This is a genomic window from Streptomyces sp. NPDC053426 (assembly GCF_055585405.1).
Window position 1 is genome coordinate 74,470 of record NZ_JBVJKE010000007.1, and the last position, 24,825, is coordinate 99,294.

Here is a 24,825-nt window from a genome sequence, read left to right on the forward strand (position 1 = left end):
CTTCCTCGCACGTCACCAGTGGTTCATGACCCTCGCGCCGGCGTGGCGTACGAGGGCGGCACAGGACGACGGATGGAGTGGGGGCGACTCCTCGCTCGCGCGGGCCGGGGTGATGCCCCGGCCCGTCGGCGACTGCCGTCACAGGCTCAGCAGCAGGTCCCGGACCTCGGCGGGCCGGGACAGGAACGGGTGGTGGCCGGCGTCGAGTTCGACGACGCTGCCGGCCCGGCGGGCGAACTCGCGCTGCAGGCGCGGCGGGGTGCCCCGGTCCTGGGCGCATACGAGGTATGTCGAGGGCACCTGCTGCCATGCGGCCGCCCGGACCGGTTGGCCGGTCACCCGCACGCTCTGCCGGGCGAGGTGATCCGCCGCCTGCTCCTGGACCTCGGGGTCGCAGTCCTGCAGGAAGGTGTCCACGAGCAGCTCGGGGCGGACCCCGAAGGTGCCGGTGTCGGGGTCGACGTCGAGGAACGGGGCGGGGCCGCCGTCCCCGAACTCCGACAGGCTCTGCCCGGCCTCGGGCAGGTAGCTGGAGACCAGCAGCAGGTGGCGTACCGACCCGATTCCCGCGGCGGCTTCCGCGGTGACCATGCCACCGTAGCTGTGGGCGACCACGACGGTCGGCTCGTCGCCGTCCAGCAGCACCTGCCGCACCGCCGCGACGTCCTCGGACAGCCCCGGACCGCCTGCGCCTCCGGGCAGGCCCGCCTCGCCGCAGCTCGGCAGCGCGGGAGCCACGCTCCGCACCCCTCGCTCCTGCAGCAGCCCGGCGGTGCGGTGCCACCACCACGACCCGTCCCGCACGCACGCCCCGTGCACGAACACGACCCTCATCGCTACCTCCACGTCTGCCTTGACCGCCTTTCGATCAACGGTAGACGTAGCCGCCGTTACGCGAAAAAATGTTCGACATGGGGAGACGGCCGCAGCCACACATCAAGGAGAGGCTGCTCGACGCGTGTGCCGATCACGCCCTCGCGCACGGCCTCCCGGACCGACTCGAGCCGCTGGCCACCGCCACCGGCACCTCGGCCCGCATGCTGATCTATCACTTCGGCACCCGTGACGCCCTGTTGCGTGCCGTCCTCAGGCGTGCGCGGCAACGCCAGCTCGACGCCTTCGGCGGCCTCCTGCGGGCGCGGCCCGACGAGCCCTACACGGTCACCCTGGATCGCGCCTGGACCTCGATCACCGGTTTGGACGGGCGGCCGTACCTGCGGATGTTCGGCCAGTTGCGCGAGAGCGCAGGGCAACAGTTGTGGCCCGACTTCCGGCGCGCCGCCACGACCGACTGGCTCGGGCCGCTCGAGGACGGCCTGCGCAGCATCGGCCGGCCTGAGCTGGCGACGCTCGTCCTCGCCGTCATCCGTGGTCTCCTCATGGACCTCGACGCCACCGGCGACACCGCCCGCACCGACCGGGCCTTCCGCGACTTCCTCGCCGCGGTCGAGCACCTGCCCAGCGACGACAGCTCAGCCGCCCATCGATCGCCTGAGGCCACATCTCGCGGGGAACCTCAACCGACCCGCCGCTCCGGGCCGCCGAGCCCCGGCTGACGTCGGACGTTGAGCGTCATGCACCGCCTGAGCAGTGGTTCAGGGCTCGGCTGCGCATCCTCACGGTCGAAGACCCGCGGTCACGGCGCTCTCCATGTCTTCGTGTGCCCCGTCGGCCGGGCCCACCCGCACCGGACCGTCCCACGACACGGCCCTGCTGAAGCCTCCCGTCAACCACCGGTCCGGACACGGGAGGTGAAGGACTCTGCCCTGACGGGTGTACTCGTGTGCGCGCAAGGCGCCGTGGTGGTCGCGGCCCGGCGGGATGGTGCGTGATCGTGGAGATCGCTCGTATCGTCGTCCTCGCGATCGTCGTCGGGGTCGGGGTCGTCGTTGGAGTGGGCCGAGTCCGCCGACCGCGGCCGTTGGGAGCCGGCGGCGCAGTTGCTGGCCCGGACCGGGGAGCAGCGTGACTGGGCGCGCCGCTCGCTGTGCTCCGACGCGCTCGGTTCGCACCGGGCCGGGCGGTTGGCTGGACACGTGGGAGGCCGCGGTCGGGCCGGACGACCCGGACGTGGCGCTGGTGCGGGCGCGGGCGACGGTGTCCCTGGCCTGGCATCTGCGGGGCGGCGGCTGGGCGAAGGACACCAGCCGGGAGCAGTTCGCCGGTTTCCACGGGACATTGGCGCGTGCCCCGCGGTTGAACGCGCGTGCGGCGGAACTGAATCCGGACGGCCCCTCGCCGTACGTCGCCGAGATCTGGGTCGCACTCGGCCTGGGCTACTCGCAGGAGAGGATGCACCGGATCTGGAAGGAGATCACCGCCCGGGATCCGCACCACTTCGGCGCGCACTGCGCGGCGTTGCAGTACTGGTGCGCGAAGTGGCGTGGCTCGGAGGGTCTGGCGGTGTCGTTCGCCCGCGAGGCCGCCGCCGAGGCGCCGCGCGGCAGTCCGCTCGGCGCGCTGCCGTTGATCGCGTGGTACGAGCACCGTGACAGCGACGCGAAGGGGAACGACTTCCGGGCGCCCCGTCTGGTCGCCATGGTCGACGCGGCGCTGGCGGACGTGGCCGCGGCCCCGTCGGGCCACCCGGGCGCGGCGTCGGTGCGGCACCCGCCGGCGTACTTCCTGACCCGGCAGGGCCGTCACGAGGCGGCGTTGCCGCAGTTCCGGCTGGTCGACGGGTACGTGGACGCCCTGCCGTGGCGGTACTGGAACGACCCGGCCGCCGTGTACTGCCTGTGGCGGGACCGAGCGGTCAAGGGCGCGCGACGGAGCCGACCACCACCACCGCCGGTCAACGCGTCCGGCGCAGAAGCGACTTCGGTTCCCGCAGGGCGTGCCACAGTCCCGCCGCGAGCGGTACGACCGTCAGGGCGAAGAAGACCCAGAACACGAACTCGGCGCCGGGTGCGAGGTCGTAGACGGTGCCGTCCTCCCACTGGCAGTAGGCGCGCGGCGGGAACGGGGTGGAGATTCCCGAGACCTCCCCGTCCCCGAGGATGCCCTTCCGCATCGGTTCCCTGGGGCAGGGGGCGGTGTCCGGGAAGAGGAAGGCGTCGTCCGCCGTCATGATCACGAACCAGGTCATGGCGCCGAGCGGCACCGCCCAGAACACCGCGGTCCGCACCCACAGCGGCAGCAGTGGATGCACCAGCAGCCCGCGCAGCGCGACCCAGCCGACCACGAGCCCGACGAAGACCGGGAGCAGCGTCATGACACCACCGCGGTCTTCCGGGCACGGAACTCGGTCGCGAAGCCGGCGCCGATGACGAGCAGGGCGGCGGTCAGGGCGAGGGACGCGGTCGCCCAGTTCATCCACACGTAGCCGGGGTCACTGGAGTAGACGGAGCCGTCGTGGCGGACGCAGTCGAAGCGGAGCGGCAGGTACGAGGACCGGTGGTGGGAGAGGCCCTGTCTGGTCTCGGCGTCGAAGCCGTCGCGGCAGGCCGGGGCCGGGACCGAGTCCGCGCCGTCGCCGAACGCCTGCTCCGACGCCAGGACGGAGAAGGATCCGAGGGAGTAGACGGCCGCGGCCGCCCACGCGGCCGCTGCCGCCGCACGGCGCAGCAGCCGCGTCGACCAGGGCTGGGGCCGGCCGGGGAGCGCCATCGCGACGACCCCCGCCGCGGCGACGATCGCGCCGACGGCGCAGACCACGAACAGCCCCAGACCCAGCAGCACGCCTGTCACTCCCCCTCGGCTCCCTGTCGCACAGACCCTAGCCCCGCGGGACGTCCCTGACGTACACGACCCCGTCGGTCCGGGGCAGGTGGGCCGGGTCGAACGGGGCGTAGCCGAAGTACGGGGACACTCGGGGAGCGGGGCGCGTGCCGGCGAGGGCGGTGGCCAGTCGGGGGGCGTCGATGAGGCAGCGGTCCTCCGGGAGGGCGTACAGGAGTCCTTCGAGGGTGTCCGGGGGCGGGGTGTCCACCCCCTGGTGGCGGATCGTGCCGAGGGCCGTGGCCAGGAAGGCGTACCGCTCGCCGAGCCGGGCGCCGACGAGCGCGCCGGCGCTCCACCACTCCAGCAGCGGGTGGTCCCACATGCGCATCGTGCTCCTGTCCCGCTGGAGGTGGCTGTTGTGGGCGTGGACGAGTACCGGGCCCCGTTCGGCGAGGGCGAGGAGGTTGCCGGCCATCATCCCGTCCCGTGTGGCCAGCAGCCGCGTCATGCGGGCCGGTGAGGTGTCGGCCGTCCAGGAGTGGTAGCGCAGCAGGCCGACGGCGGTACGGCCGTACAGGCGCGCACGGTCCCGCTCGTCCCGCGAGGTCGCGGTGATCAGGTGCGGCGTCTGTGTGTCGAGCAGCGCCACCAGGTCGTCGGCGAGCAGCCGCAGCTCCCCGGCCTCGGCCGAGCGGCCCACGGACCGGGACGGGTCCGTCATCACGGCCTGGTCCGTCCACGGCTCGTCGGCGCCGAGCAGGCGGTCGAGGGTCTCCGCGGTGCAGGGCAGCAGGTCCGCGTCGACGTGGGCCGCGAGGTGGTCGTGGAGCGCGGTGAGGGACTGCCGGGGGCTCGCGGCTCCGGTGATCTCCAGCGGGCCGTCGAAGCCGGCGAAGCGGAGCCGCTCGGACGCGGGCCGGTCCTCGTTGTACGCCCGCATCCAGCGGACGAGTTCGCGGTTGCCCGGGAACGCTCCCCACCCGTGGCTGAATCCGCGCTCCATGGCCTCGTCGAGGGTGCCCGTGCCCGATGTGACGTAGGCGTCCACGACCAGGCCCCTCACGCAGTCGCTCTCGATCGCGATCGTCCGGTAGCCCTCCTGCTCGACGAGCTGCCGGAAGAGCTCGTTGCGCAGGCCGAGCAGGGTGTCCTCGCCGTGGGTGGGCTCGCCCAGGGCGAGGAGTCGTGGGCGGGCCGGAAGCAGCCTCATGACGGCCGCGGCCTCGACGGCATGGGTGATGTCCGTGATGTCGGTTGCCATGCCTTCAACGGTATCGTTGAACTTTCGGTGGAGACTTGTGCGCGATATCGTCCGCTGCATGGGGCGGAACCTTCAAAGCGGTGAGAAGCTCAGGCCGATCGACCTGGCACGACGGCACGGTCTGTCCACGCAGGCCGTCCGGAACTACGAGGAGGCCGGCGTCCTCCCTGCCGCCGGCCGCACGGCCCACGGCTACCGGACCTACACCCCGCTGCACGCGCGGGCCCTGCGCGCGTTCCTCGCCCTGGTGCCCGGCCACGGTCACCGGACGGCGACGGCGGTCATGCGGGCCGTGAACGAGGGCGCGGCCGACGAGGCGTTCCGCCTGATCGACGAGAGCCACGCCCAACTGCTCCGCGACCGGGAGACGCTCCGGGCCGTGGAGAGGGCCCTCCGTGACCTCTCGCCCCGCGCGGACACCGCGGAATCCCGCCCCCGCCGTACGTTCATCGGGCCGCTGGCCGAGGAGCTCGGCATCCGGCCCGCGACGCTGCGCAAGTGGGAGGCGGCCGGGCTCGTGCGCCCGCGCCGCGACCCGCTGACCGGTTACCGCGTCTACGAGGAGGCCGACGTACGCGAAGCCCGGCTGGTCCACCAACTCAGGCGCGGCGGCCATCTGCTGGAGCAGATCGCCCCGCTGATCGCGCGGGTGCGGACGGCCGGCGGGCTGGAGCCGCTGGAGGGCACCCTGCGCGACTGGCACGGCCGGCTGTCCGCCCGCGGACGGGCGCTGCTGAGCGGGGCCGCCGAACTGGAGGCGTACCTCCGGGCACGCGAATGAGCGGCGTCGGACACGACGCCCGGCCCGCACCGGGTCGTCCACGCCCTTGCGTCGCCGGTACCGGCACTCAGCCGTCGGCGCCGAGGGCGCCCAGCAGCATCGGCAGTGAGGCGTGCAACTCGCGTTCCCAGTATGCCCAGGTGTGGGTTCCCGGGCCGTAGAAGTGGGTGGTCACGTGCTTCGCGCCCACGCGTTCCAGCTCGGCGGCGAGGGCGTGGTTCTGCCGGTTGAAGTCGGCCTCGAGGGCGCTGGTGCCGCCGGGTGCGTCCAGGGGACCGGTGGTGCCGTCGCCGCAGGACAGGTACACGGGGACCGACTTGAGCCGCTCGGCCAGGTGGAACGGGTCGTGGGCCTGCCAGATGCGGCGTTGCGCGACCGGGTCGCCCCAGACGCGCAGCGGGTCGTCGCCCCGGCCGGCGAAGAACCCCAGGATGCGGTCGGCCGACTCGTCGTTCAGGAGCGGGTGGGCGGAGCCGGAGTACGCGGCGGTCGCCTTGAACATGCCGGGGTGCCGGGCGGCGTAGAGCAGGGCGCCCTGGCCGCCCATCGACAGACCGGCGACGACGCGGTTCCGGCCGGCGCCCCAGTCGCGCTCGAGGAGGTGCCGCAGCTCGACCGTGTGGAAGGTCTCCCACGCGGGGTCGCCGCCCTCGCCGTGGTTCCACCAGTCGCTGTACCAGCCGTTCCAGCCGGCCTCCGGCATGACGACCAGGACGTCGCGCAGGCTGTCCGTCTCCGCGACGTCGGTCATGGCGGTCCACGAGGTGTAGTCGCCGCAGCAGCCGTGCAGGAGCCACAGGGTCGGCCAGTGCCGGCGCCGGTCGTCGGGGTTCCAGCCGTCGGGGGTGAGCAGGCGGACCTGGACCGTGCGGCCGCCCAGGGCCGCCGACTTCACCGACAGGTCGACCTGCCGGTCGGCGACCTGGGTGACCGCGACGACCTCGGCGCCGCGCGGCTTCGGGGGACGGTGCGCGTCGGCGGCCACCGCCGGCGCGGCCGGCGCGAGGGTGGCGAGGACCGTGGCGAGGACGAGCAGGACTCTGGACCGGAGGGACAGGACGGCGGTCGTGGTCGCTGACAAGGCGGCTCCCTGGGGTGCGGTTCGTCGCTGTACGGGCGGTTCGACCGGGCTGGACGCGCAAGGGTGTCGGAACTGCCCTTCCCACGGACGGTCACGACGATGCGTCCGGACCCACCTCGTCGGACCCCGGACGCCGCCGGATCCGCCGCCGCCGTACGGCGGTGAGGCGTTCCGGGGCTTTCCGGAACCCGCGTTCGCGCCGGGGGCCGTACGGCTCTCCCGCGACGAGCGGTCGTCGCGGGAGCCGGTCGGCGCCTCGGTGCCGCCGGGGACGACGTCGGCGAGGTGGTGGCGAGCGGGGCGAGGGGCAGCAACGGCGGGACGCGCCGCACGGCGAGCCGGGAGAGGGGCCCGCGTCGCGGGCGAGGCCGGGAGCCGGTGCGCGGCGGCGGCCGAGGCGCCGGCGCGGAGAGCCGGGCCTTCTCCGCGTCACGGGTGGCCGTACCGTCACCCGGCTCCCCTGACGGGTGCCGCCGCGCCGCCTACAGTCCCGCCCGCGCCAGCAGTACCGGCAGGGCCTCCGGTTTCACCTTCTGGACCGACCGCGCCTGCCCCAGGCCCAGCTCCTCGCGGCTCACCGGGTCGCGGTACAGCGCCTTCGTCGCCTCGGTCACCAGGGTCACGGGGACCACGTAGGGGACCTCGGGGTCCTCGTCGTCCGGGCGGGGTCTGTCGTCGACCTCGGCCAGCGCGGCGACCGCCGACTCGGGCCGGGCGAAGAAGAACCAGAGGCGGTCGCCCGGCTCCATGCGGTTGCGGCGGCTGAGCCAGAGCTCCAGCTCCGGTTCCTCCTCGGCGAGTCGGAGCATCGTCTCCTTGTCGGACGGTTCCCCGTCCAGCGTGTCCCTGCGCGGATCGAGGATGTAGACCCAGTCCGCCATGGAATCCCCTTCGGTAGGACGCTCGACCCGCGTGAAGACACATCGGTGCAGCGACTCATGGTGCCAGACACCCGGGGGATGCGCGTACACGTTTTCGACAGAGGCGTCAGGCGTCGGGTTTCAGGGCGCCGTTGCCGAGGCCGTCCCGGGCCAGTGCCGCGATCTGCCGGCTGAGTTCCGCCACCCTCCGCGACCGCTCCTCGAACTCCCTCAGCGCGTGGAACGCGGCCCCGTAGCCGCGCTGCGCGGCGATGTCCATCTGCGGGATGCGGGCGCCCTTGCTGTCGAGCCGGAAGGTGCCGCTGGCGGTGGTGGAGCGGCGGCTGTTGGCGGCGCTGTGCAGGAAGCCCTGGAGGAAGTCCGTGTCCAACTGGTCGCTGACCGAGACCGGTTCCGGGTCCGCGTGCTCGACCAGCCCGGCCCTGATCAGGTCGGCGACGCTGACGCTCGGACCGTCCAGGGCACCGGTGCCTTCGCCGGCGACCAGAACGGGGAGCAGTTCGGCCAGGCGCCGCACCTGTCCGGTCAGCTCCTGGCGCAGGGTGTCGTACTCGGTCACGTAGTCGCGGTGGGACTCCTCGACGTGACGGCTCGGGGTGAGGTCGACCAGGTCGTCGAGCAGATCGATCTGGGGTACCTCGGTGATCTGCTGGGGCCGCGGCTCCAGGGAGTCGTCCGGGTCGTTGGAGGTGAGGTCCACCATGCGTACGGCGGTGGCCGCGTCGTCCGGGGTCCGCGGGCGGCGCAGATGCCACAGGTGCACGGGGAGGGAGTGCGCGGCGGCCGTACCGGGGGCCAGCGCGGTGACCTGGGTGAGGATGCCCCGGCGGACCAGCTCGGCCCGGATGCGGCGGCCGGCCTTGCGGTAGGCCACCGAGGCGGGCATGACCATGATGAGGCGGCCACCGGGCGCGGTGTGCGCGTAGGCGTGCTGGAGCCAGGCGAGTTCGCCCTCCGCGCGGGAGGGCGTGCCGAGCTCCCAGCGGGGGTCGAGGAGGAGCTCCTCCCGCCCCCAGTCGGTGTCGCTGACCGGCGGATCGCAGACGACGAGGTCGGCCTTGAGGTCGGGCCACGCGTCCGCGCGCAGGGAGTCGCCCTGCTCGATCTCGGTACGGGGAAGTGCGGCGAGGACGGCGCGCGACCGCGCGAACCGCGCACTGCGGGCGTCCGCTTCCTGGCCGCATCGCCTGGCGCCCCGTTCGGCGCCGACGGTGAGCAGGAGGGTGCCGATTCCGCAGGCCGGGTCGAACAGCACCGCGTCGGCCGCCACGTCACCCACGAAGTGCCGGACGGCCCGAACCACCCGGGGCGAGGTCACCTGGTCCGAGCCCGCTCGCCGTACGGACTCCGTGAAACGCTCGGCGAGCCCGTTCACCACGTCCGCGGCGGAACCGCCGTCGGCCATGCGGCGGGCGAGCCGGACCGCCTGGTCGGGCAGCGCGGCCGGCGCCTTCTCCCCGGGGGCGGCGAGGACGTGCGCGATGTCCGCGAGTCCGCCGAGGATGTCGTCGCCGTAGGCCCCCCGCAGCACCTGCCAGAGCTGGACCTCGTCGGTGACGTCCTGGCCCTTGCTCTGCTTGTCCAGCCAGGCCTGGACCTCGGCCAGGTCGAAGAGCGGGCTGTTGGCGCCACCTCCGACCGGCGCCGGGAAGTCGTCGTACCGCCGTCGCCAGTTCGACACGGCGGCGCGGGTGACCCCCGCGATGCGGGCGATCTCGGAACCGGTGACCAACGGGTTCGTCGGCGTGGCCGGGGTCTGTGGCATACCGCCTACGGTACACAGCGCTCCAGCCACGTTTCAACGGACGCCGTTGACGACGTCAACGGCGCGCTCGTGCGGCCGCCCCCGAGCCGCTCGCCTGTCGGTGTCACCCACGGGCCGGGCACGTCTCCACGAACTCGGCCTCCGGCACCTGTTCCTCCCACTCCTCGCGGGTCAGGCCGCCGCCCGCGGCCCTGCAGGCCATGCCGAGGGTGTCGGCCGCCGTCTCGGGGTAGGCGCCGAGGTCGACGACGTAGGCGAGACCCGCGCTCGTCGTGATCATCGTTCGCCCGTGCGGTCCGCCCAGGACCACCTCGTCGACGCCTTCCCTGTGGCCGCTGAACGAGTAGGCCAGGTGCGGCCGTTCGGGGTCGGCGACGCTCCACAGGCGTACCGTGCCGTCCTCCCCCGCGCCCGCCAGCAGCCGGCCGTCGGGATGGAAGGCCAGGTGGGTGAATTTCGCCCGGCCCGCGTCCATGGGGTCGGTCGCGCCGGACGCGTGTCCGGCACCGTCCTCTCCGGCGTCCCACAGATCCACCCGGACCCCGGGCCGCTCGGTGGCGGCGGGCACCGTGGCGACGGCGGCCACCACATCACCGTACGAGGAGAACGCCGCTCTCGCGCCCCCTCCGTAGAAGCGGGTGTCCACCGACAGGGAGGTGACCCTGTCGGTGGACAGGTCCCAGAGGCTCAGACCGGTTCCCACCAGCAGGAGCCGACGGCCGTCCGGGGAGAAGACGACGTCCCTCAGGGACGTGGGTGCGGTGGCGGCGGCCAGAGCGGGCAGGGCGGGGTCGGACACGTCCCAGACATTCACGTTCTCCAGGTCGTTGACGGCCAGGAGGGGGCGGTCGGGGGCGAAGTCGAGCGTGGGGTTCACCGCGCCCTGGTGGGCACCGCTCACCGTGCCGGCGACCCGGGGGCGGGCCGGATCGGAGACGTCCCAGAGGGTGACCCGGCGAGCGTGGTTCATGGCCGCGAGCAGGGTGCCGTCGAAGCTGAAGTCGAGGTCGGCGAGGATGTCGCCGGTGCCGACGACGGTGCCGCCGTCCACGGTTTCGTAGCGGTCCTTCACGGGGTTGTCCAACTCGGCGAGTCTTCGCGGATCGGAGGGGTCGGACAGGTCCCACAGGCCGATGCGCGCGCCCCGGGCCACGGCCAGGGTCGTGCCGTCCGGTGCCAGCGCGAGTTCGTCACCGTCCGGCAACACGTCGAGGACACGCGGCGGATGGACGTCGGACAGGTCCCGGTGGACGACCTCGCCGAAGCCCGCCGAGACCAGTGACCGGCCGTTCGCACCGAACCTCGTCGTGTCGACGAACCCCGAGTGCCCGTACAGGCGGGCCTCGTTGGTCATGTCCCGAGGGTCGGCGACGTCCCACAGGGCGACGCTCCTGTCCCAGCCCGCGCTGGCCAGACGCCGGCCGTCCGGGGAGAAGTCGAGGGAGCTGACCAGGTTGCTGTGGGCCGTGCGTTCGTCGAGGACCTTCGGATCGCCGGGCGAGCGGATGTCGACCAGTTCGACCACGCGGTCGCTGCTCACCGCCAGCAGATCACCGTCCGGGTGGAACGCCAACGCCCCGCCGGCGTCCTCCACCTTGCCGCGGAGCCGGGGCGACCGGGGGTCCGAGACGTCCCACAGCCGCAGGTCACCGTAGGTGTCGGCGGTGGCCAGCAGGCGGCCGTCCGGGCTGAACGCCACCCGGTCGCTCTGCATCGAATCCGGCTGCGGCAACTCCGGTTTCATGGCCGCGAGTTGCCGTGGGTCGCGCGGGTCGCCCACGTCCCACAGGACGAGCGCGCCCGTGCCGACGTACCGGGACCAGCCGATGCTCGCCACCGTGGTTCCGTCCGGACTCAGGGCGAGCGCGGCCGGTCCGGCGGTCCGGTCCGGCACCCCCTTCGCGCGGAGCGTCACCGCGGGCCGGGGACCGCCGTCCTCCGGGAGACCGGCGAGGTTCCACAGGCGTACCTCGCCGTCCCCGCACACGGCGACGAGCATCCGGCCGCCGGGACCGCCGAACGCCACGGACTCCTCCGTGTCGTCCTCCGGGAACGGGCAGGACAGCCGCGCCAGCGGGGTGCGGGGAACCGGATCGCGGCTGGTGTCCCGGATCGTCAGACCCTTCTCGTCCCTCGTCGCCAGCATCCGCCCGCCGGGGGCGAGTACGGGATCGCTCCTCGTCGTCATGGGCAGCTCGGACACGCCGCGGAACGCGCTGCCGGCCAGGGTGTCGAAGAGCGCGCGGCGGGCGTCGGCACCGGGGCGCAGGGCGTACGCGGCGAGCCCCAGCCGCAGGGCGGTACGGGGGTCGGACGTTCCGAGACCGTTCGCCTCGGCCAGCAGTCCGCGGGCCGCGGCCACGCGTTGCTGTCTCTCCGCGGAGCGTTGCTGACGGACCGCGACGGCGGCGGCGACGAGGGCGAGGCACAGCGCGACGGCCACGGCGGCCAGGGCTCGCTTCAGCAGTGTGGTCCGGCGCCGCTCCCGGCGCAGTTCGTTCGTGGCCGCCGCCTGCCCGGCCGCGAGGAACTCCCGCTCCGGTTCGGGCAGTTCGTCCTGGTCGTCGAGTTCGGCCGCCGCCTGGAGCCGGCTCCCCCGGTAGAGGAAGGCGGCGTCACGGCCCGCGGCTTCCCATTCCCCGGCGGCGGTGCCCAGTTGCTGGCGCAGCAGCAGGACGGCGGCGTCCTGCTGGATCCACTCGCGCAGCAGGGGCCAGGCCCGGAGCAGCGCCTCGTGCGCGATCTGCGCCGTGTCCTGGTCCACCGTCAGCAGCCGTTCCCCGGCGAGCTGGTCGCGGATCGCGTCCGATCCGGGCGGCAGCGCGCCGAACGGGACGCGGTGGCGCAGGACGGCGGCTCCGCCGTCCGGGGGGAGGTGGACCAGACACAGCAGCAGCCGGCGCATCATCGTCCGCCCGTCGTCGTCCAGGGACTCGTAGACGCGCCGGGTCGCGGTGGCGACCGACTGCCAGATGCCTCCCGTCGCCCGGTACCCGGCGAGGGTGAGCACGGCTCCGCTGCGCCCGCGCCATGTCTCCCGCAGCGCGTGGGCCAGGAACGGCAGCGCCGTCGCCGTGTCGTGCGCGGAGCGGCCCGCACGGAGGTCGTGCAGCAGCAGGTCCGTCAGGCCCGGCTCGAGGCTCATCCCGACGGCTGCCGCCGGGCGCTCCACGATGGCGCGCAACTCCCCTTCGTGCAGCGGCGGCACGGTGAACTGGGCCCGTGCCAGCGCGCGTTCGAGCCCTGGGTGCTCCAGGCAGCTTCCGTAGTGGTCCGCCCGCAGGCCGAGGACGATCCGGGGCCTCGGGCCGGGCCCGTCCCCGGTGAGCAGGGAGACGAACGCGGCGCGCTCGTCGGGAGTGCCGCACCGGGTGAAGATCTCCTCGAACTGGTCCACCACCAGCAGCCGGCAGACGGGCCGTCCGTGCGACGGGGCGGGGAAGCGACCGCGTTCCAGCTCCGCCCGCACCTCGTCCGTGTCCCGTCCGGTGACTCCCGCCCACGCCTCGGCCAGGGTGCGGAAGGGGTGCGGTCCGGGGGCGGGCAGCAGCAGCGCGGGCCCGGGCGACGTCGTACGGGCCTCCAGTCCGGCGAGCAGGCCGGCGCGCAGCAGTGACGACTTGCCCGCGCCGGATGCGCCCACCAGCACGGCCTGGCCGCCGTCCGGTATCTCCTCGACCAGTTCGATCAGCCGGTCGGTGAGTTCCCCGCGCCCGAAGAAGTGGGCGCTGTCCTCCGTCCGGTACGGCTCCAGCCCCGGGTAGGGGCACGGCAGGTCGGCGGGCCGCTCGGCCGTCCCCGCTCCGGTGGGGTGCGGCGGGTAGGCGCGGTTGCGGGCGAGGACCAGCGAACCCAGTGTGCCCTCGCTCCGCCGGGCCGGGTCGACCCGCGCGTCGTCGGCGAAGGCCTCGTCGAGCGCGGCGTGCAGCCGGTCGGCGCTCAGCAGGGGCGGACCGGCCGGGTCTCCCTCGTTGAGCAGGCCGAGCAGCCGGCCGGTGAACAGGGTGTGCGGTTCGCCCTCGGGGGCGAAGGAGAGCGCGTAGTGCGAGGCCGACGAGAGCAGGAAGCTGCCGCGCGGTGCGGCGGAGGCGAAGGCCCGGCGCGCTCCGCCCTCGGACGGCGGTGTGCCGCCACGGCCGGAGAAGCAGCAGTCGAGGACGACGAGGCTGCCGTTGCCTCCGGCGCCCAGCAGGTCACGGACGGTCCGGTAGGAGACGGACCGTGCGATGTGCCGGGCGGACCGGCTGTCCCGGGTGGCGAGGTACAGGTCGTCGCGCGGGCCCAGCAGTCCGTGCCCGACGTAGTAGAAGAGAACGGGTCCGCCGCCGGCGGCCGACGCCTCCTCGACCGCGTCGACCACCTCGGCGGCCCCGGCACGGGCCGGGACGCGCACGACGTGTCCGGGGTCCATGCCGCACACGTCGATCAGGGTGCGCCGCAGATCGTCGAGCGTCGTGTCGACCGAGGGCAGGTCGGGCAGTTCCGACCCGCGGACGTGGCTCCCGGTGCCGCACAGCACCGCACGCGCGCCGGGAGCGGCGAGACCGCCGGCCGTCATGTCGTGCGGGAGTCCGACGGGTCGCCGTCCCGGGTGTCTCCGTCGCCGTCGTCCTGGTCGGCGTCGTCCTGCCGGGTTCCGTCCGCCGGCGGGCGTGCCAGGCGCTCGGCCAGGTCGGCCGCCTCCTGCGGGCTCAGTGCGCGGGCCTGGCGGGAGGACAGGGTGATCCGGGTGCCGTCGGGCCGGGTCACGCTGATCGTGTGGCTGCTGCGGCGGGTCTGCAGCCACGCCACCAGCGCTCCCGCGAAGACCGCGGCGACACCGCCGGGCTCCAGGACCGCCACCAGCGCGTCGACGGCCGGCCCCATCGTCCGCGCCGGGGCGCCGCCTTCCTGTTCGGCGCGGTCGTCCCGTTCGGAGCGGTCGGCGCGGTCGACGCGTCCCCTGAGCCGGGGCACGTCCGTCAGCCACGTCCTGAGTTCCGCGGCGGCGCCCGCCGTGTCGTCCGTACCGTTCTCGTCGTCGTGCACCGTCACGACAAGCCGCATGGTCCCCCCGGGGGTCGAACGTCTTCTTCGGGCTTCGGACTTCGGGCAGGGAGTGAGGAGTGCGGACGTCCCTCGGGCATCCTCACCTCTCCCTGCGGACAGCATGCCCCACCGGGGCCCCGCACGGCACACGTTCCAGGGCGTTGTCAGTGGCTGCCGATAGTTTGATCTCGTCGCGCCGTTCTGGCGCTGACGTCCCCTTTCGCATGCATGGGAGATGGTGCGTTGTCGGTCCGGGAGAAGTCGAGTACGGCGCGGGTGGTGCCGCCCGCGAGGCCGCGGAAGCTCGCGAAGGTGCCGTTCGTGGAGCTGGCCGACGGGCGGTTGCAGGGTGTGGTGTCCAGCGGGTCGGACATCGGGCGGGTGTACGTGTCGTCCGTCGAGGCGGGGACGTACGCGTTCGCGTGCAGCACCAACAACAACCGGCCCTGCGGCGGGGCGCGCGGGGGTTTCTGCAATCACATACGCGCCCTCGTCGACGAGGCGGTGCTGCAGTACGGCGTCGAGCGCGTGGCGCGGTATCTGAAGGTCGAGGTCTCCGGCGAGGACCCGGACGCCCACACCGTCTTCAGTGCCATGAGCCGCACGCGGCCCGCGCAGGGCGACCGTTCGGCCGCGGCGCAGGTGTTCAGCCGGTTCCTGCGGCATCTGGCCTACCTCGAACTGGCCCCGGACACCGCTCCGCTGCCCGAGATGCAGTGGTTCCCGACGACGAGGGCGGTGGCGTGATGCGTGCCGATCTGCTGAACGACACCGTCGACGGGCTCGACGAGGCCCTCGCGGCCGTGGACGGGTTCGACGAGGTTCTCGTGGGCGGCCTCCTCCGTCCGGGCCCCGCTCAGGCCGTCGGGCTGGCCGGACTCGCCGAGGCCGTCGCCGGGTCGCCGCTGGCCGGGCGGGTCGCCGAGGCGGCCGAGAAGACGGCCGCCGGGGCCGCCGGCGAGGACCACTTCGTCGCGCTCGCCGCCGCGCGCACCGCGCTGCTCGGCTCCGTGCACGACGCGCTCCTCCTGCGGGTCGAGGAGGCCGTCGGGCGGGCGCGGGACGGGGAGAGCGGCACGGCCGCGGACGGCGGGGCGGATCATGCGGTCAACCTGTGTGCCGCCGCCCGTAGTTGGCTGTGCGATCTCGCGCGGGCAGGCTGGCGCGGTATCGACCACGAGGTGATCGCCGGTGCCGCGCCCGTCGTGTCCGCCATGCTGCCCGACCCGGCGCTGCGCCGCCTGGCCACGCTGCTCGACGGCTTCGCCGCCGAACTCGCCGCGTCCTGCCCCGGCGCGACGCTGGAGCACGTTCCCGTACGACGGTGGGCCGACCTGTGGTCGCGCGCCGTGCTGCTGACCCTGCCCGGCGCGGCGTCCGCCCCCGCGGTCGGCGGGGCGACCGGTCGTCTGCTGCCGCTCGGTGTCGACGTGCAGGAACACGCCACCGCCGTACAGGCGCAGGTGCACGCGGTGTTCGAGCCGGCGGACGGTGGCACGCCGCGGCTGGTGCGGGCCTCGGTGTCCGCGCCGAAGCCCGACACCGTCGTCGGGGCGGGGCTGTGGCAGTTGCTCCGGCCGCACCTGTCCCTGCTGGCCGCCGTGAGCGAGGGGCGGGCCATGGAGCTCGACGCCATGCCCGTCACCGGTGAGGGCGACCTGCTCTGGGACGACGCACGGGCGCGTACGGGCGAGCCCGCCGAGGTCTTCGCCACCGCGCGGGTGGCGCTGCCCGCCGCCGCGGCCTTCGCGACCGCTCCGCTCGACCGGCACCCGGCCCGGATCGCCGTGCCCGTCCTGCTGGAGGGGTACACCGTGGAGGAGGACGAGGACGGGGTGGCGTTCCAGGTCGCCGGGCAGCGGCTCGCCGTCGACACCGACCGGGTTCCGGCCGCCGGTCCGCTCACCCCCGAGGTCGTCGCCTCGTCCGGCGCGTGTGTCGGGCTGCTGCGGTGGGACGCCGGGGAGTTCCTGCTCCAGCCGCTCGCCGTGGAGAGGACGGTGCGGAAGAAGAGCGTCGCCGTGCACGCCGGGGCCTGGGCCGGGGGTACGGCCGACAAGGCCGGCGTGCGCGCCGAGAAGGCCGCCACCGATGCCGTGAAGGTACTGCGCGAGCGCGCCGGAAAGCTGCTGCGGAAATGAGCGAGCCGACCATCGGAGGCGCCCCGGCGCCCGATCCGGACGAGAACCGGCGGCAGGTGCTGTACTGGCGTCTGCTGGCCCGCCTCTTCGACCCCGAGGAGCAGGCGTCCCTGGAGTCGGCGAGTCTGGCCGTGGTCGAGGACATCGGCCTGCCGCCCGCGCTGCTGGACCCACAGGCGTCCGTCGACTCCGTGGTGCAGCGGCACCCGGAGCTGGCCGCCGAGTTCGACGGGCTGATGACGCCCGAGCCGGACGAGGACGGCGCGCGTGACCGGGCCGCCGAGGTGCGGCGCGCGGCGCTCGCGTCGAAGGTGCTGCTGAACGTCTTCGCCTCCGGCTCCGGCACCGTCACCGCCGAGCAGCTGGCGCGCTGGCAGTCGGACGCGGGCTGGCTGGAGCGGGCGCTGGGCTGTCGGCCCGGCGAGCTGCGCGGCGGACGCGGTGGTGTCAACCGCGCGGGCGGCGGGCAGGGCGTCAGCCCGACCGGCACCGGCTTCGGCGGCCCCACGCCCGACCTCAGCCGTCTGATCCCCGAGATCGGTCCCGAGCTGGGCTCCATCGAGGCCGGTCTCGTCAAGCGCATGCATCTGCGTGAGGTGCTGGCCGACCCCGCGCTGGCCTCCCGGCTGACGCCGAGCATGTCGCTGATCGAGCAGTTGCTGCGCGACAAGAACAACCTCTCCGGTGTCGCCCTCGCCAACGCCAAGGCGCTGATCCGGCGTTACGTCGACGAGGTCACCGAAGTGCTGCGCACCCAGGTGGAGAAGGCCACGGTCGGTGAACTCGACCGGTCCGTCCCGCCCAAGCGCGTCTACCGCAACCTCGATCTCGACCGCACCATCTGGAAGAACCTCACCAACTGGGACCCGGAGGAGGAGCGGCTCTACGTCGACCGGCTCTACTACCGGCACACCAGCCGCAAGACGACGCCCCAGCGGCTGATCGTCGTCGTGGACCAGTCCGGTTCGATGGTCGACTCGATGGTCAACTGCACCATCCTGGCGTCCATCTTCGCCGGGCTGCCGAAGGTGGACGTCCACCTGATCGCGTACGACACGCAGGCGCTGGACCTCACGCCCTGGGCGCACGACCCGTTCGAGACGCTGCTGCGGACCAAGCTCGGCGGCGGCACCGACGGCACCGTCGCCATGGCGCTCGCCCAGCCGAAGATCGCCGAGCCGCGCAACACCGTCGTGGTGTGGATCTCCGACTTCTACGAATGGCGCACCGACGAGCTGTTCGAGAGCATGGCCGCCGTTCACCGCTCGGGGGCGAAGTTCATTCCGGTGGGTTCGGTGACCAGCTCCGGGCGCGGCAGCGTCAACCCGTGGTTCCGGGAGAAGTTCAAGGACCTCGGTACGCCGGTGATCTCCGGCCACATCAAGAAGCTCGTGCACGAACTCAAGACGTTCCTCACCTGATCGACGCAGCGGCGTCACACGTCCCTCTCGACCACCTACGAAAGGCTTTCCCCTCATGTCCGACCTGCTGCGCGCCCCCGCCGAGATCAAGTACGCCGAGGAGCTCGACTGGCTGGAGTCGATCGACGACAACCCCAAGCCGTTCTCGTGGCGCCTGTCCCCGAAGATGGTCCGTCTGTTCATCCTCGGCTCCGAGCGTGCCGACGGCCTGGACCGGGAGGTGTCGCAGAAGTGGTTCGGCGACCGCAGCTTCGTGGAGCGGTCGATCGTCACGCTCGCCTCCGACCGCGGTCTGCTGCTCATCGGTGACCCCGGCACGGGCAAGAGCTGGCTGGCCGAGCTGCTGTCCGCGGCGATCAGCCGTAACTCCACGCTGGTGGTGCAGGGCACGGCCGGCACCACCGAGGACCACATCAAGTACTCGTGGAACGTGTCGATGGTCATCGCCAAGGGCCAGTCGCGGGAGTCGATGATCCCCTCGCCGATCATGACCGCGATGGAGGCGGGTGCCATCGGCCGTTTCGAGGAGCTGACCCGTTCCACGAGTGACGTCCAGGACGCGCTGATCTCGATCCTCTCCGAGAAGTACATCTCGGTTCCCGAGCTGGAGAGCGGCGGCGGTGACGACAACATCGTCTTCGCCAAGCCCGGCTTCTCCATCATCGCCACGGCCAACAGCCGCGACCGGGGCGTCAACGACCTGTCCTCCGCGCTCAAGCGGCGCTTCAACTTCGTCCGCATCCCGGTCGTGACGAACAAGAAGAGCGAGGCGGAGATCGTCCGCTTCCGCACCGAGGAGCTGCTGCGCCGGCACTCGATCGACCTGGACGTGCCGCCGACCCTGCTGGACGTGCTGCTGCAGAGCTTCGCCGACCTGCGGGCGTCCGCCGCCGCGGCCGGCAGCGACGACGAGAAGCTGGAGTCCGCGCTGTCGACGGCCGAGCAGATCGGTGTGCTGGAGGACGCCGTCCTGCACAGCAACTTCTTCGGCGAGCGCACCCTGACCGCCCGCGCCCTCGCCTCCTCGCTGGTCGGCTCGCTCACCCGGCGCGAGCCCGAGGACCTGGCCATCCTCAACAAGTACCTGCACGGTGTCGTCGAGCCGCGCAGCAAGGAGGAGGGCGGCTCCTGGCCCGAGTTCCTCGAGGGCGGCCGCGACGCGATCGCCACCCTGTCATGAGCGGGTCCCGGGAGAGCACGTCGTTCGCGTCACTGCGCGGACAACTGCAGGATGCCGCCGCCGCGTTCGCGGGCGGCCCGGACGCCCTGGAGGGGATCCTCCTCGGCATGGTCGACGACGTCGACCGGGCGGTGCGCGAGCCGCTGGAGATCTTCCCCGTCTGTCACCACTCCCCCGCCTCGGCGCTCGCCATGGCCCGCCGGCTGCGCGAGAAGCAGCCCAAGGTGGTGTACCTGGAGCTGTGCGAGGACATGGCGCCGCTCCTGACCGAGCTGCGCAACTGCCGGCTGCCGGTGGCGGTGCAGGCGTTCGCCGGCGACGTCGACGGCTTCCCGGCCGACTGGGCCCCGCTGTCGGTGGTGGCACCGGTCACGGAGGCGTCCGCCGAGTACCAGGCGATCGCGTACGCCCTGGACACGCCGGGCGTCGAGCTGGTGCTCGTCGACCGGTCGGCGGACCACGTCTTCCAGTGGGACAGGAGGGGTGAACAGGCGCAGGAGGGTGCCGAACCTCCTCAGGAGGACGAGGCCGCGCTGCACGGTGAGGCCGTCGGCGTCGAGATCGGCGACCTGCGGCCGCGCTTCGCCGAGCTGGAGGAGCACCTGCTGCGCCACGGCAAGGTGCGGCACTGGTCGGAGTGGTGGCACCAGTACGTCGAGGTCCCGCTCGGGGACAGCGACCACGACACCTACCGCCAGGTGATGTTCCTCATCGGCAGCCTGTTCCGGCGGCTCGCCCCCGGAGAGGGGTCGCGGCTCCGGGTGGACGAGGACCGCGAGCGGTACATGTGGACCCGGATGCGTGAGCACCTGGCGGCGAGCGGCACGGACCCGGAGGACTGTCTGTACGTGTGCGGGGCGTTCCACGCGGCCAGCCGCGTCGAGGAGTTCGGCGTGCGGGGCAGCTCGGACACGTTCACGATCTCCCCGCGTACCGCCACCACCTGGCAGTACGGGCTGATCCCGTCCAGCCACGCGGCGATCGAGGCGCAGTTCGGCCTCGCCGCGGGCTCGGTGTCGATCGCGGCGACGGAGTGGGCGAAGGGTCTGAAGCGGACCCGTGTGAAGCCGTACGTGCTGGAGGGACAGGCCGGGAAGAGGAAGTCCGCGGCCAAGAAGGCGGCCGTCGTCCCCGCTCCACCGCCCGAGGCCGCCGCGGACAAGCTGTCGGGCTTCCTTCGTCGGCCTCCCGTGCTCGACGGGCTCGACGAGGCCGAGCTGCTCGGCTGGTCGGTGGACATCGTGCGCGCGGCCCGGCGCAACGGCTATCTCGCCTCCACCGCCGACGCCATCGCCGTCTTCGAGACGTCGATCCTGCTCGCCGGCATGCGGGACCGGGCCAAGCCGACGCCGTACGACTTCCAGGACGCGGCGGTCACCTGCATCGAGAAGGACAGCGTCCCGGGACGGCGGGACGTGCGGCGCCTCGTCGAGATCATGATGGGCGGCGACCGGATCGGCCAGGTCGGGTACGACTCGCTGCCGCCGCTCGCCCGTGACGTGTACGACCGGCTCGCACCGCTGGAGCTGAGGCTCGAGCAGCGCGGGGTGCGCCGGGCGCTGCTGGACATGGCCTCCCGGCCGGAGCTGCGGGCGTGTTCCGACGTGCTGTGGATGCTGCGGCGTCTGCTGCCGCAGGGCGCGGCACGGCCGATCATGGGTGAGCGGCGGCTCGGTGAGCGGTCGATCCAGGAGTCGTGGGACCTGGCGCTCGGGACGCACCAGCGGGCTCTGATCGAGCTGGGCTACGAGGGTGTCAGCCTGGAACAGGTCCTGGAGCAGCGGCTGCGGCGCGACGCGTACGGGCCGCGGGCGACCACGGCGACGGTGCTGGCGGCCGTCGAGGACACGCTCCTGTACCTGGGCAGCCGCCGGCTCGCCGACGAGCTCGGCACGCACGCGCTGAAGGTGCTCGCCGCCGAGCGGAGCGTCGACGGGGCGCCGGAGGTGCTGCGCCGGGTGCGTGCGCTGCTGGCGTACTACCGCACCAGTGAGCCGGTGCTGCCGGCGTGGATCGAGTCGTTCGTCAAGACCGGTTACGCCCACTACTGCACGCTGCTGCCGACGGCGTTCCGGGACGAGGACGCGACGGTGGGGCAGGTCGCGGCGATGCTCGGCTTCCTGTTCTCCATGGAGAGCCTCGCGCTGTCGCTGGGCTGCGACCGGAACCAGCTGGAGCTCGCGGTCGCCCAGTCGCATCCGGAGGACCCGTCGAAGACGGCACTGCTGTGGGCGGCGCAGGTGCAGCTCGGCACCCTGTCCCGGGCCGAGCTGCGGGCGCGGTGCGACGAGCTGCTGGACAACCCGCTGGTGGTGCCCTCCTACCCGCGCTACCTCAGCGGTTTCGTGCACGCGCTGGAGCCGGTGCCGGGGCTGGCGGACGTGGTCGTGGAGGCGGTGTCGAACGCGTTCGGGCGGCTGCCGGACACGGTGCTGCTGCCGTGGCTGCCGCTGTTGATCACCACCCTGCGCTCCGGCGCGGCGGACCTCGCCCCGCTGATGGTCCGCGAGGCCGGCCGCGTCTTCCCGGGCCGGCTGGCGGAACTGGACGCGTGGACACCGCCGTGGCGGATGCCGGAGACGGATCCGTTCGCCGTCTCCCGGGCGAAGCCCGTGGCCGAGGCCCGCCGTGGCGCGGCACTGCTCACGGCACACCCGGCGGCGTGCGACGCGGTGGCGGGGCTGCTGGGTTGTACGGAGGGGTGGACGTGGTCCGATGTCCCGGCGCCGTCGGGCGTGGGGCTGCTGGCCGCGCATCCGGCGACGTGCGACGCGGTGGCGGACGTGCTGGGCTGCGACGGTGGCTGGGTGGCAGAGGCCGGTTCCGGCCCGTCGGGCGCGGCGCTGACGACCCGGTACCCAGAGACGGCGAATGCCCTGGATTGCTTGCTCACTGCCAGGTGACGGCGGTGGCGGTGTGTCGTCCGAGACGTTGGTGACACGCGCGACGGCTGCTTGAACGGGCGAGGGCCTTCTGTGCTCGGCGTGGATTGCGACACCGGCGCGCAGAAGGCCCTTGCACCCCACCGCAACGCTCCGCTGATGCGGAGGTGGCCCGTCGGATCATCACCGTTGAGATGTCCGTCCAGGAGGAAATGCTGATCGTCGAGGTACGCGCGGCCTGGAACATCGGCAGTCCGAGCAGGTGGTGCCGCCCGGTGCCCGCAACCCGCTGGAACCGCCGGCACGCAGGAAGCCCGTGATGAGGCCCGGGACAGCGTGAGATCTGCCAGTGTTTCCCGAGCTGAGCCAGTTCCTCGGCGGCTGTTTCCGTCAGGACTTCTTCGACGAGTACACCTCGCACAGTGAAGCCGTCGACGACTGCTTGGCCGGGGCGTCGGAGGCCGATCGGAACCAGCTCGTGGGAGACATCGCAGAACTGCGGGCCCTGACGGCCACGGACAGGGATCTGAAGGAGGCCACCTCGGTCCTCGGCATGGAGGTGTCACCCCCGACCGGGGTGGGAGTCCGGCAGTGGCCGGCCGACGTGTCCGGCATCGTCTCCCGCCACACGGGTGGTCAATGACCGCTGTCCAGGAGGAGACCGGCCGTGCCGCTCGGCGAGAGTGCCGTCGGGCGACACGGCCGGTCTTCGAGTGCCTCAGGTGTCCACGGTGTCGGCGGGCGCGCTCACCGGTGGGCGGGACGGTAGGAGTCGTTGACATCCACCGGGGCGCCGCCGCCCCGGACGCCGCCGCCGGGGATGTGGATCGTGCCGCGTACGGCGACGGCGGCCGTGCCGTGGCGCGGCACCGGCATGGGAGCCAGCCGCTGCCACCGGTCGCGCTCGGTGTCGTACGCCTCGGTCTCGTCGAAGACCGTGTTCGGGTTGCTGCCGTCGTGCCGGCCCTCACCGCCGAAGGTGTAGATCCTCGTCCCCACGGCCGCGGCGGCGATGCCGCCGCGGGCGGTGGGCATCGGCGCCCGCTCGGACCAGCGGCGGGCGCGCAGGTCGAGCGCGTAGACGGTGTCCCGTACGTTCACCTGCCCCCGGTCCCGGCCGCCGAGCACGTAGAACGTCCCGCCGACCACGGCTCCGCCCACATGGTCGCGGGCCTGCGGCAGCCCCGGCAGGCTCTCCCACCGGCCGGTCACGGCGTCGTACGCGGACACGGTGTCCACCGTGTCCTGAAGGCCGCCCGCACCCGGCACGAGGACGCGCATGCCGCCGGCGAGGAGGATCTTCGTGCCGTGCACGCCGATCGCGGCGCTCCCCCGTTCGATGCCCGCGGGCATGGGCGGAAGCCGTCGCCACCGGTCGGCGCGCGGGGAGTAGACGAAGCAGTCGCGCAGGGCTTGCCACTCGGATCCGCCGGACAGCCCGCCGAGGACGTGGATCCGGCCGTGGACCACCGCCACGTTGGGGTGGTTCATCGCGACGGGCAACGGTGCCGCGTCCGACCAGGTGTCGTGGCGCGTGTCGTAGACGTCGACCCGCGTGGTGGTGGTGACGCCGCCGGACTCCCCGGGGACGATGCCGCCGATGACGTAGACCTTGTCGCCGACGGCGGCGACGCTGTGCTCCTGCCGGGGTCCGCTCGCGACCGGTGCGAGCCGCCGCCAGCCCCTGCGGTAGGGGCCTTCTTCCACGGTGGGCGTTCCACCGGGGGAGGCCGGGTGATCCGGATGCGCGTGGGCCTCGACGGCCGGGGACACCGCCAAGGCGGCGCCGAGGAGCAGTACTGTCCGCCGCTGCATGGGAAACTCCTTGTCACAGGGCCTGGTCTTCCGTCAGAAGCAGGTGGCTTCGGCCCGTTCAGTGTTTCTGTCCGCGGCTGAGGCAACCAGGGGATGTCGTCCCGGGGGTGGGGCGTACCCGGCTCGGCCGGGGCCCTGTCGGGGTGCGGGGTCGACGACGTCCTGGGGGCCGAGGACCGCGAGCAGGTCGAGCAGGTTGACCTCGACGAGGCCGAGGACGGGGTGCCGGATGCGTTTGCGGTCGTCGCGCCGGAAGGCCACCTCGTGGTCGGCCCACGGCGCGGCGAACTCGGGCGAGGTGTCCCTCAGTGAACGGATCATCGACGTGACTTCGGCGTCCTTGGTGTCCCGCCGGGCGGCCGCAGCCCGCAGGTCGGCGACGAACGCACGGGACCGGGCCTCGTGGTCGGCCTCCGGGCGTCGGCCTCCGTGAACCACCGGTGGACGAAGCCGGCCCGGGTCCCTCGGAACCGGGAGCGGTCTCCCAGGAGCGCCGGCGCGGCGATCATCTGCTCGGACGGCTGGGACCCGGCTCCGCGCTCGAGCTCGTTGCAGTGGTCCACCGACGCCCCGGCGAGCCGGGCGGCCTCGTCCCGGCGCAGCCCGGGCACCCGGCGCCGGGGCCCGGCCGGGACACCGGCCCGGGGGACGACATCACCTGGTTCGGCCGGCCGCCGGCGCGCAGGGTGGAGGACACGACCACCAGCGACCTCCGTTCCGCACCGGTTCGCCGGGGCGGCCCCGCCGTCGCTGTGAGCCACGCCCGGTCCTCCCGGACCGCCGACCGCTCGGGGACAGCCATGCCTTTCGTCGACTTCAAGGTCCCCGCGGGGACCCTCACCGCCGAGGACAAGAAGAAGATCGTCGAGCGCACCACCGACCTGCACGCGGAGATCTACGGTGAGCGGGCCCGCGCCTCGTGACCG

General features: G+C 73.2%; 19 protein-coding genes and 2 pseudogenes. 9 read left to right on the forward strand and 12 right to left on the reverse strand.

All coding sequences use genetic code 11. The annotated features are described in order from the left end of the window. Positions 1–138 precede the first annotated feature (138 nt). Entirely contained in the window at positions 139–834 is a 696-nt protein-coding gene (locus ACZ62B_RS16030; RefSeq protein ID WP_344558531.1) for an alpha/beta hydrolase, read from the reverse strand. A 77-nt stretch (positions 835–911) separates the two neighbouring features. On the opposite strand from ACZ62B_RS16030, the gene ACZ62B_RS16035 reads away from it, so the two are divergent. Beyond that, positions 912–1,556: a TetR/AcrR family transcriptional regulator gene (locus ACZ62B_RS16035; protein WP_344558529.1), complete on the forward strand. Its 645-nt coding sequence runs from the start codon at positions 912–914 to the stop codon at positions 1,554–1,556. A 720-nt stretch (positions 1,557–2,276) separates the two neighbouring features. Here ACZ62B_RS16035 and ACZ62B_RS16040 read toward each other — a convergent pair. From ACZ62B_RS16040 to ACZ62B_RS16055, 4 genes are all read right to left on the reverse strand, one after another. After that, positions 2,277–2,540 (reverse strand): hypothetical protein, encoded by a 264-nt coding sequence (locus ACZ62B_RS16040; RefSeq protein WP_469690757.1) that lies wholly within the window; start codon positions 2,538–2,540, stop codon positions 2,277–2,279. Between the two features lie 254 nt (positions 2,541–2,794). Further along, the gene (locus tag ACZ62B_RS16045) at positions 2,795–3,214 is read right to left on the reverse strand and encodes a hypothetical protein (RefSeq protein ID WP_344558525.1); all 420 of its coding nucleotides are present in this window, start codon (positions 3,212–3,214) and stop codon (positions 2,795–2,797) included. Then, positions 3,211–3,690, reverse strand: a complete 480-nt coding sequence (locus ACZ62B_RS16050) for a hypothetical protein (protein ID WP_469690759.1) — start codon at positions 3,688–3,690, stop codon at positions 3,211–3,213. Before ACZ62B_RS16050 ends, ACZ62B_RS16045 begins: the two co-directional genes overlap by 4 nt. Positions 3,691–3,718: 28 nt before the next feature. After that, positions 3,719–4,924: an erythromycin esterase family protein gene (locus ACZ62B_RS16055; protein WP_468877566.1), complete on the reverse strand. Its 1,206-nt coding sequence runs from the start codon at positions 4,922–4,924 to the stop codon at positions 3,719–3,721. Positions 4,925–4,982: 58 nt separating this feature from the next. Here ACZ62B_RS16055 and ACZ62B_RS16060 point away from each other — a divergent pair, with 58 nt between their 5' ends. Continuing rightward, positions 4,983–5,705, forward strand: coding sequence for a TioE family transcriptional regulator (locus tag ACZ62B_RS16060; RefSeq protein WP_344558519.1), 723 nt, complete (start codon positions 4,983–4,985; stop codon positions 5,703–5,705). A 67-nt stretch (positions 5,706–5,772) separates the two neighbouring features. Here the strand turns inward: ACZ62B_RS16060 and ACZ62B_RS16065 are convergent, their stop codons facing one another. From ACZ62B_RS16065 to ACZ62B_RS16085, 5 genes are all read right to left on the reverse strand, one after another. Continuing rightward, entirely contained in the window at positions 5,773–6,786 is a 1,014-nt protein-coding gene (locus ACZ62B_RS16065; RefSeq protein ID WP_344558517.1) for an alpha/beta hydrolase, read from the reverse strand. Positions 6,787–7,268: 482 nt separating this feature from the next. Beyond that, positions 7,269–7,667, reverse strand: coding sequence for a hypothetical protein (locus tag ACZ62B_RS16070; RefSeq protein WP_344558515.1), 399 nt, complete (start codon positions 7,665–7,667; stop codon positions 7,269–7,271). A 106-nt stretch (positions 7,668–7,773) separates the two neighbouring features. Then, positions 7,774–9,432: an N-6 DNA methylase gene (locus ACZ62B_RS16075; protein WP_344558513.1), complete on the reverse strand. Its 1,659-nt coding sequence runs from the start codon at positions 9,430–9,432 to the stop codon at positions 7,774–7,776. 103 nt (positions 9,433–9,535) lie between these two features. Continuing rightward, the gene (locus ACZ62B_RS16080) at positions 9,536–13,990 is read right to left on the reverse strand and encodes a caspase, EACC1-associated type (protein ID WP_344558512.1); all 4,455 of its coding nucleotides are present in this window, start codon (positions 13,988–13,990) and stop codon (positions 9,536–9,538) included. After that, positions 13,987–14,466, reverse strand: a complete 480-nt coding sequence (locus ACZ62B_RS16085; protein ID WP_468888543.1) for an effector-associated constant component EACC1 — start codon at positions 14,464–14,466, stop codon at positions 13,987–13,989. The genes ACZ62B_RS16080 and ACZ62B_RS16085 overlap by 4 nt, the downstream gene beginning before the upstream one ends. 222 nt (positions 14,467–14,688) lie before the next feature. Between ACZ62B_RS16085 and ACZ62B_RS16090 the strand changes: the two genes are divergently transcribed. From ACZ62B_RS16090 to ACZ62B_RS16115, 6 genes are all read left to right on the forward strand, one after another. Then, positions 14,689–15,207 carry a hypothetical protein gene (locus tag ACZ62B_RS16090; RefSeq protein WP_344558509.1) on the forward strand — a complete coding sequence of 173 codons (519 nt, stop codon included), beginning with the start codon at positions 14,689–14,691 and terminating at the stop codon, positions 15,205–15,207. Then, entirely contained in the window at positions 15,207–16,601 is a 1,395-nt protein-coding gene (locus ACZ62B_RS16095) for a hypothetical protein (RefSeq protein ID WP_468877581.1), read from the forward strand. Before ACZ62B_RS16090 ends, ACZ62B_RS16095 begins: the two co-directional genes overlap by 1 nt. Next, on the forward strand, positions 16,598–18,022 hold the full coding sequence (locus ACZ62B_RS16100; protein ID WP_344558506.1) for a vWA domain-containing protein: 1,425 nt from the start codon (positions 16,598–16,600) through the stop codon (positions 18,020–18,022). The genes ACZ62B_RS16095 and ACZ62B_RS16100 overlap by 4 nt, the downstream gene beginning before the upstream one ends. A gap of 55 nt (positions 18,023–18,077) precedes the next feature. Next, positions 18,078–19,202 carry an ATP-binding protein gene (locus ACZ62B_RS16105; RefSeq protein ID WP_344558504.1) on the forward strand — a complete coding sequence of 375 codons (1,125 nt, stop codon included), beginning with the start codon at positions 18,078–18,080 and terminating at the stop codon, positions 19,200–19,202. Continuing rightward, complete coding sequence (locus ACZ62B_RS16110) at positions 19,199–22,105, forward strand: DUF5682 family protein (protein WP_469690764.1); 2,907 nt, start codon at positions 19,199–19,201, stop codon at positions 22,103–22,105. Before ACZ62B_RS16105 ends, ACZ62B_RS16110 begins: the two co-directional genes overlap by 4 nt. Positions 22,106–22,433: 328 nt before the next feature. After that, positions 22,434–22,727 (forward strand): contact-dependent growth inhibition system immunity protein, encoded by a 294-nt coding sequence (locus ACZ62B_RS16115; RefSeq protein ID WP_469690767.1) that lies wholly within the window; start codon positions 22,434–22,436, stop codon positions 22,725–22,727. 104 nt (positions 22,728–22,831) lie between these two features. Here ACZ62B_RS16115 and ACZ62B_RS16120 read toward each other — a convergent pair whose 3' ends face one another. Together ACZ62B_RS16120 and ACZ62B_RS16125 are read right to left on the reverse strand one after the other, a co-directional pair. Continuing rightward, the gene (locus tag ACZ62B_RS16120; protein WP_469690771.1) at positions 22,832–23,899 is read right to left on the reverse strand and encodes a Kelch repeat-containing protein; all 1,068 of its coding nucleotides are present in this window, start codon (positions 23,897–23,899) and stop codon (positions 22,832–22,834) included. Between the two features lie 33 nt (positions 23,900–23,932). Further along, positions 23,933–24,582 (reverse strand): annotated as a pseudogene (locus tag ACZ62B_RS16125) (MmyB family transcriptional regulator); the annotation flags it as partial. 117 nt (positions 24,583–24,699) lie between these two features. Between ACZ62B_RS16125 and ACZ62B_RS16130 the strand changes: the two are divergent. Further along, positions 24,700–24,813 (forward strand): annotated as a pseudogene (locus ACZ62B_RS16130) (tautomerase family protein); the annotation flags it as partial. Between the last annotated feature and the right edge of the window lie 12 nt (positions 24,814–24,825).

Coding starts and splice junctions, on each gene's coding strand:
- ACZ62B_RS16110 (WP_469690764.1), top strand. CDS start 19,199: ATGAGCGGGTCCCGGGAGAGCACGTCGTTCGCGTCACTGCGCGGACAA.
- ACZ62B_RS16060 (WP_344558519.1), top strand. CDS start 4,983: ATGGGGCGGAACCTTCAAAGCGGTGAGAAGCTCAGGCCGATCGACCTG.
- ACZ62B_RS16030 (WP_344558531.1), bottom strand. CDS start 834: ATGAGGGTCGTGTTCGTGCACGGGGCGTGCGTGCGGGACGGGTCGTGG.
- ACZ62B_RS16075 (WP_344558513.1), bottom strand. CDS start 9,432: ATGCCACAGACCCCGGCCACGCCGACGAACCCGTTGGTCACCGGTTCC.
- ACZ62B_RS16070 (WP_344558515.1), bottom strand. CDS start 7,667: ATGGCGGACTGGGTCTACATCCTCGATCCGCGCAGGGACACGCTGGAC.
- ACZ62B_RS16055 (WP_468877566.1), bottom strand. CDS start 4,924: ATGGCAACCGACATCACGGACATCACCCATGCCGTCGAGGCCGCGGCC.
- ACZ62B_RS16090 (WP_344558509.1), top strand. CDS start 14,689: ATGGGAGATGGTGCGTTGTCGGTCCGGGAGAAGTCGAGTACGGCGCGG.
- ACZ62B_RS16100 (WP_344558506.1), top strand. CDS start 16,598: ATGAGCGAGCCGACCATCGGAGGCGCCCCGGCGCCCGATCCGGACGAG.
- ACZ62B_RS16105 (WP_344558504.1), top strand. CDS start 18,078: ATGTCCGACCTGCTGCGCGCCCCCGCCGAGATCAAGTACGCCGAGGAG.
- ACZ62B_RS16045 (WP_344558525.1), bottom strand. CDS start 3,214: ATGACGCTGCTCCCGGTCTTCGTCGGGCTCGTGGTCGGCTGGGTCGCG.
- ACZ62B_RS16095 (WP_468877581.1), top strand. CDS start 15,207: ATGCGTGCCGATCTGCTGAACGACACCGTCGACGGGCTCGACGAGGCC.
- ACZ62B_RS16120 (WP_469690771.1), bottom strand. CDS start 23,899: ATGCAGCGGCGGACAGTACTGCTCCTCGGCGCCGCCTTGGCGGTGTCC.
- ACZ62B_RS16080 (WP_344558512.1), bottom strand. CDS start 13,990: ATGACGGCCGGCGGTCTCGCCGCTCCCGGCGCGCGTGCGGTGCTGTGC.
- ACZ62B_RS16035 (WP_344558529.1), top strand. CDS start 912: ATGGGGAGACGGCCGCAGCCACACATCAAGGAGAGGCTGCTCGACGCG.
- ACZ62B_RS16040 (WP_469690757.1), bottom strand. CDS start 2,540: ATGGCGACCAGACGGGGCGCCCGGAAGTCGTTCCCCTTCGCGTCGCTG.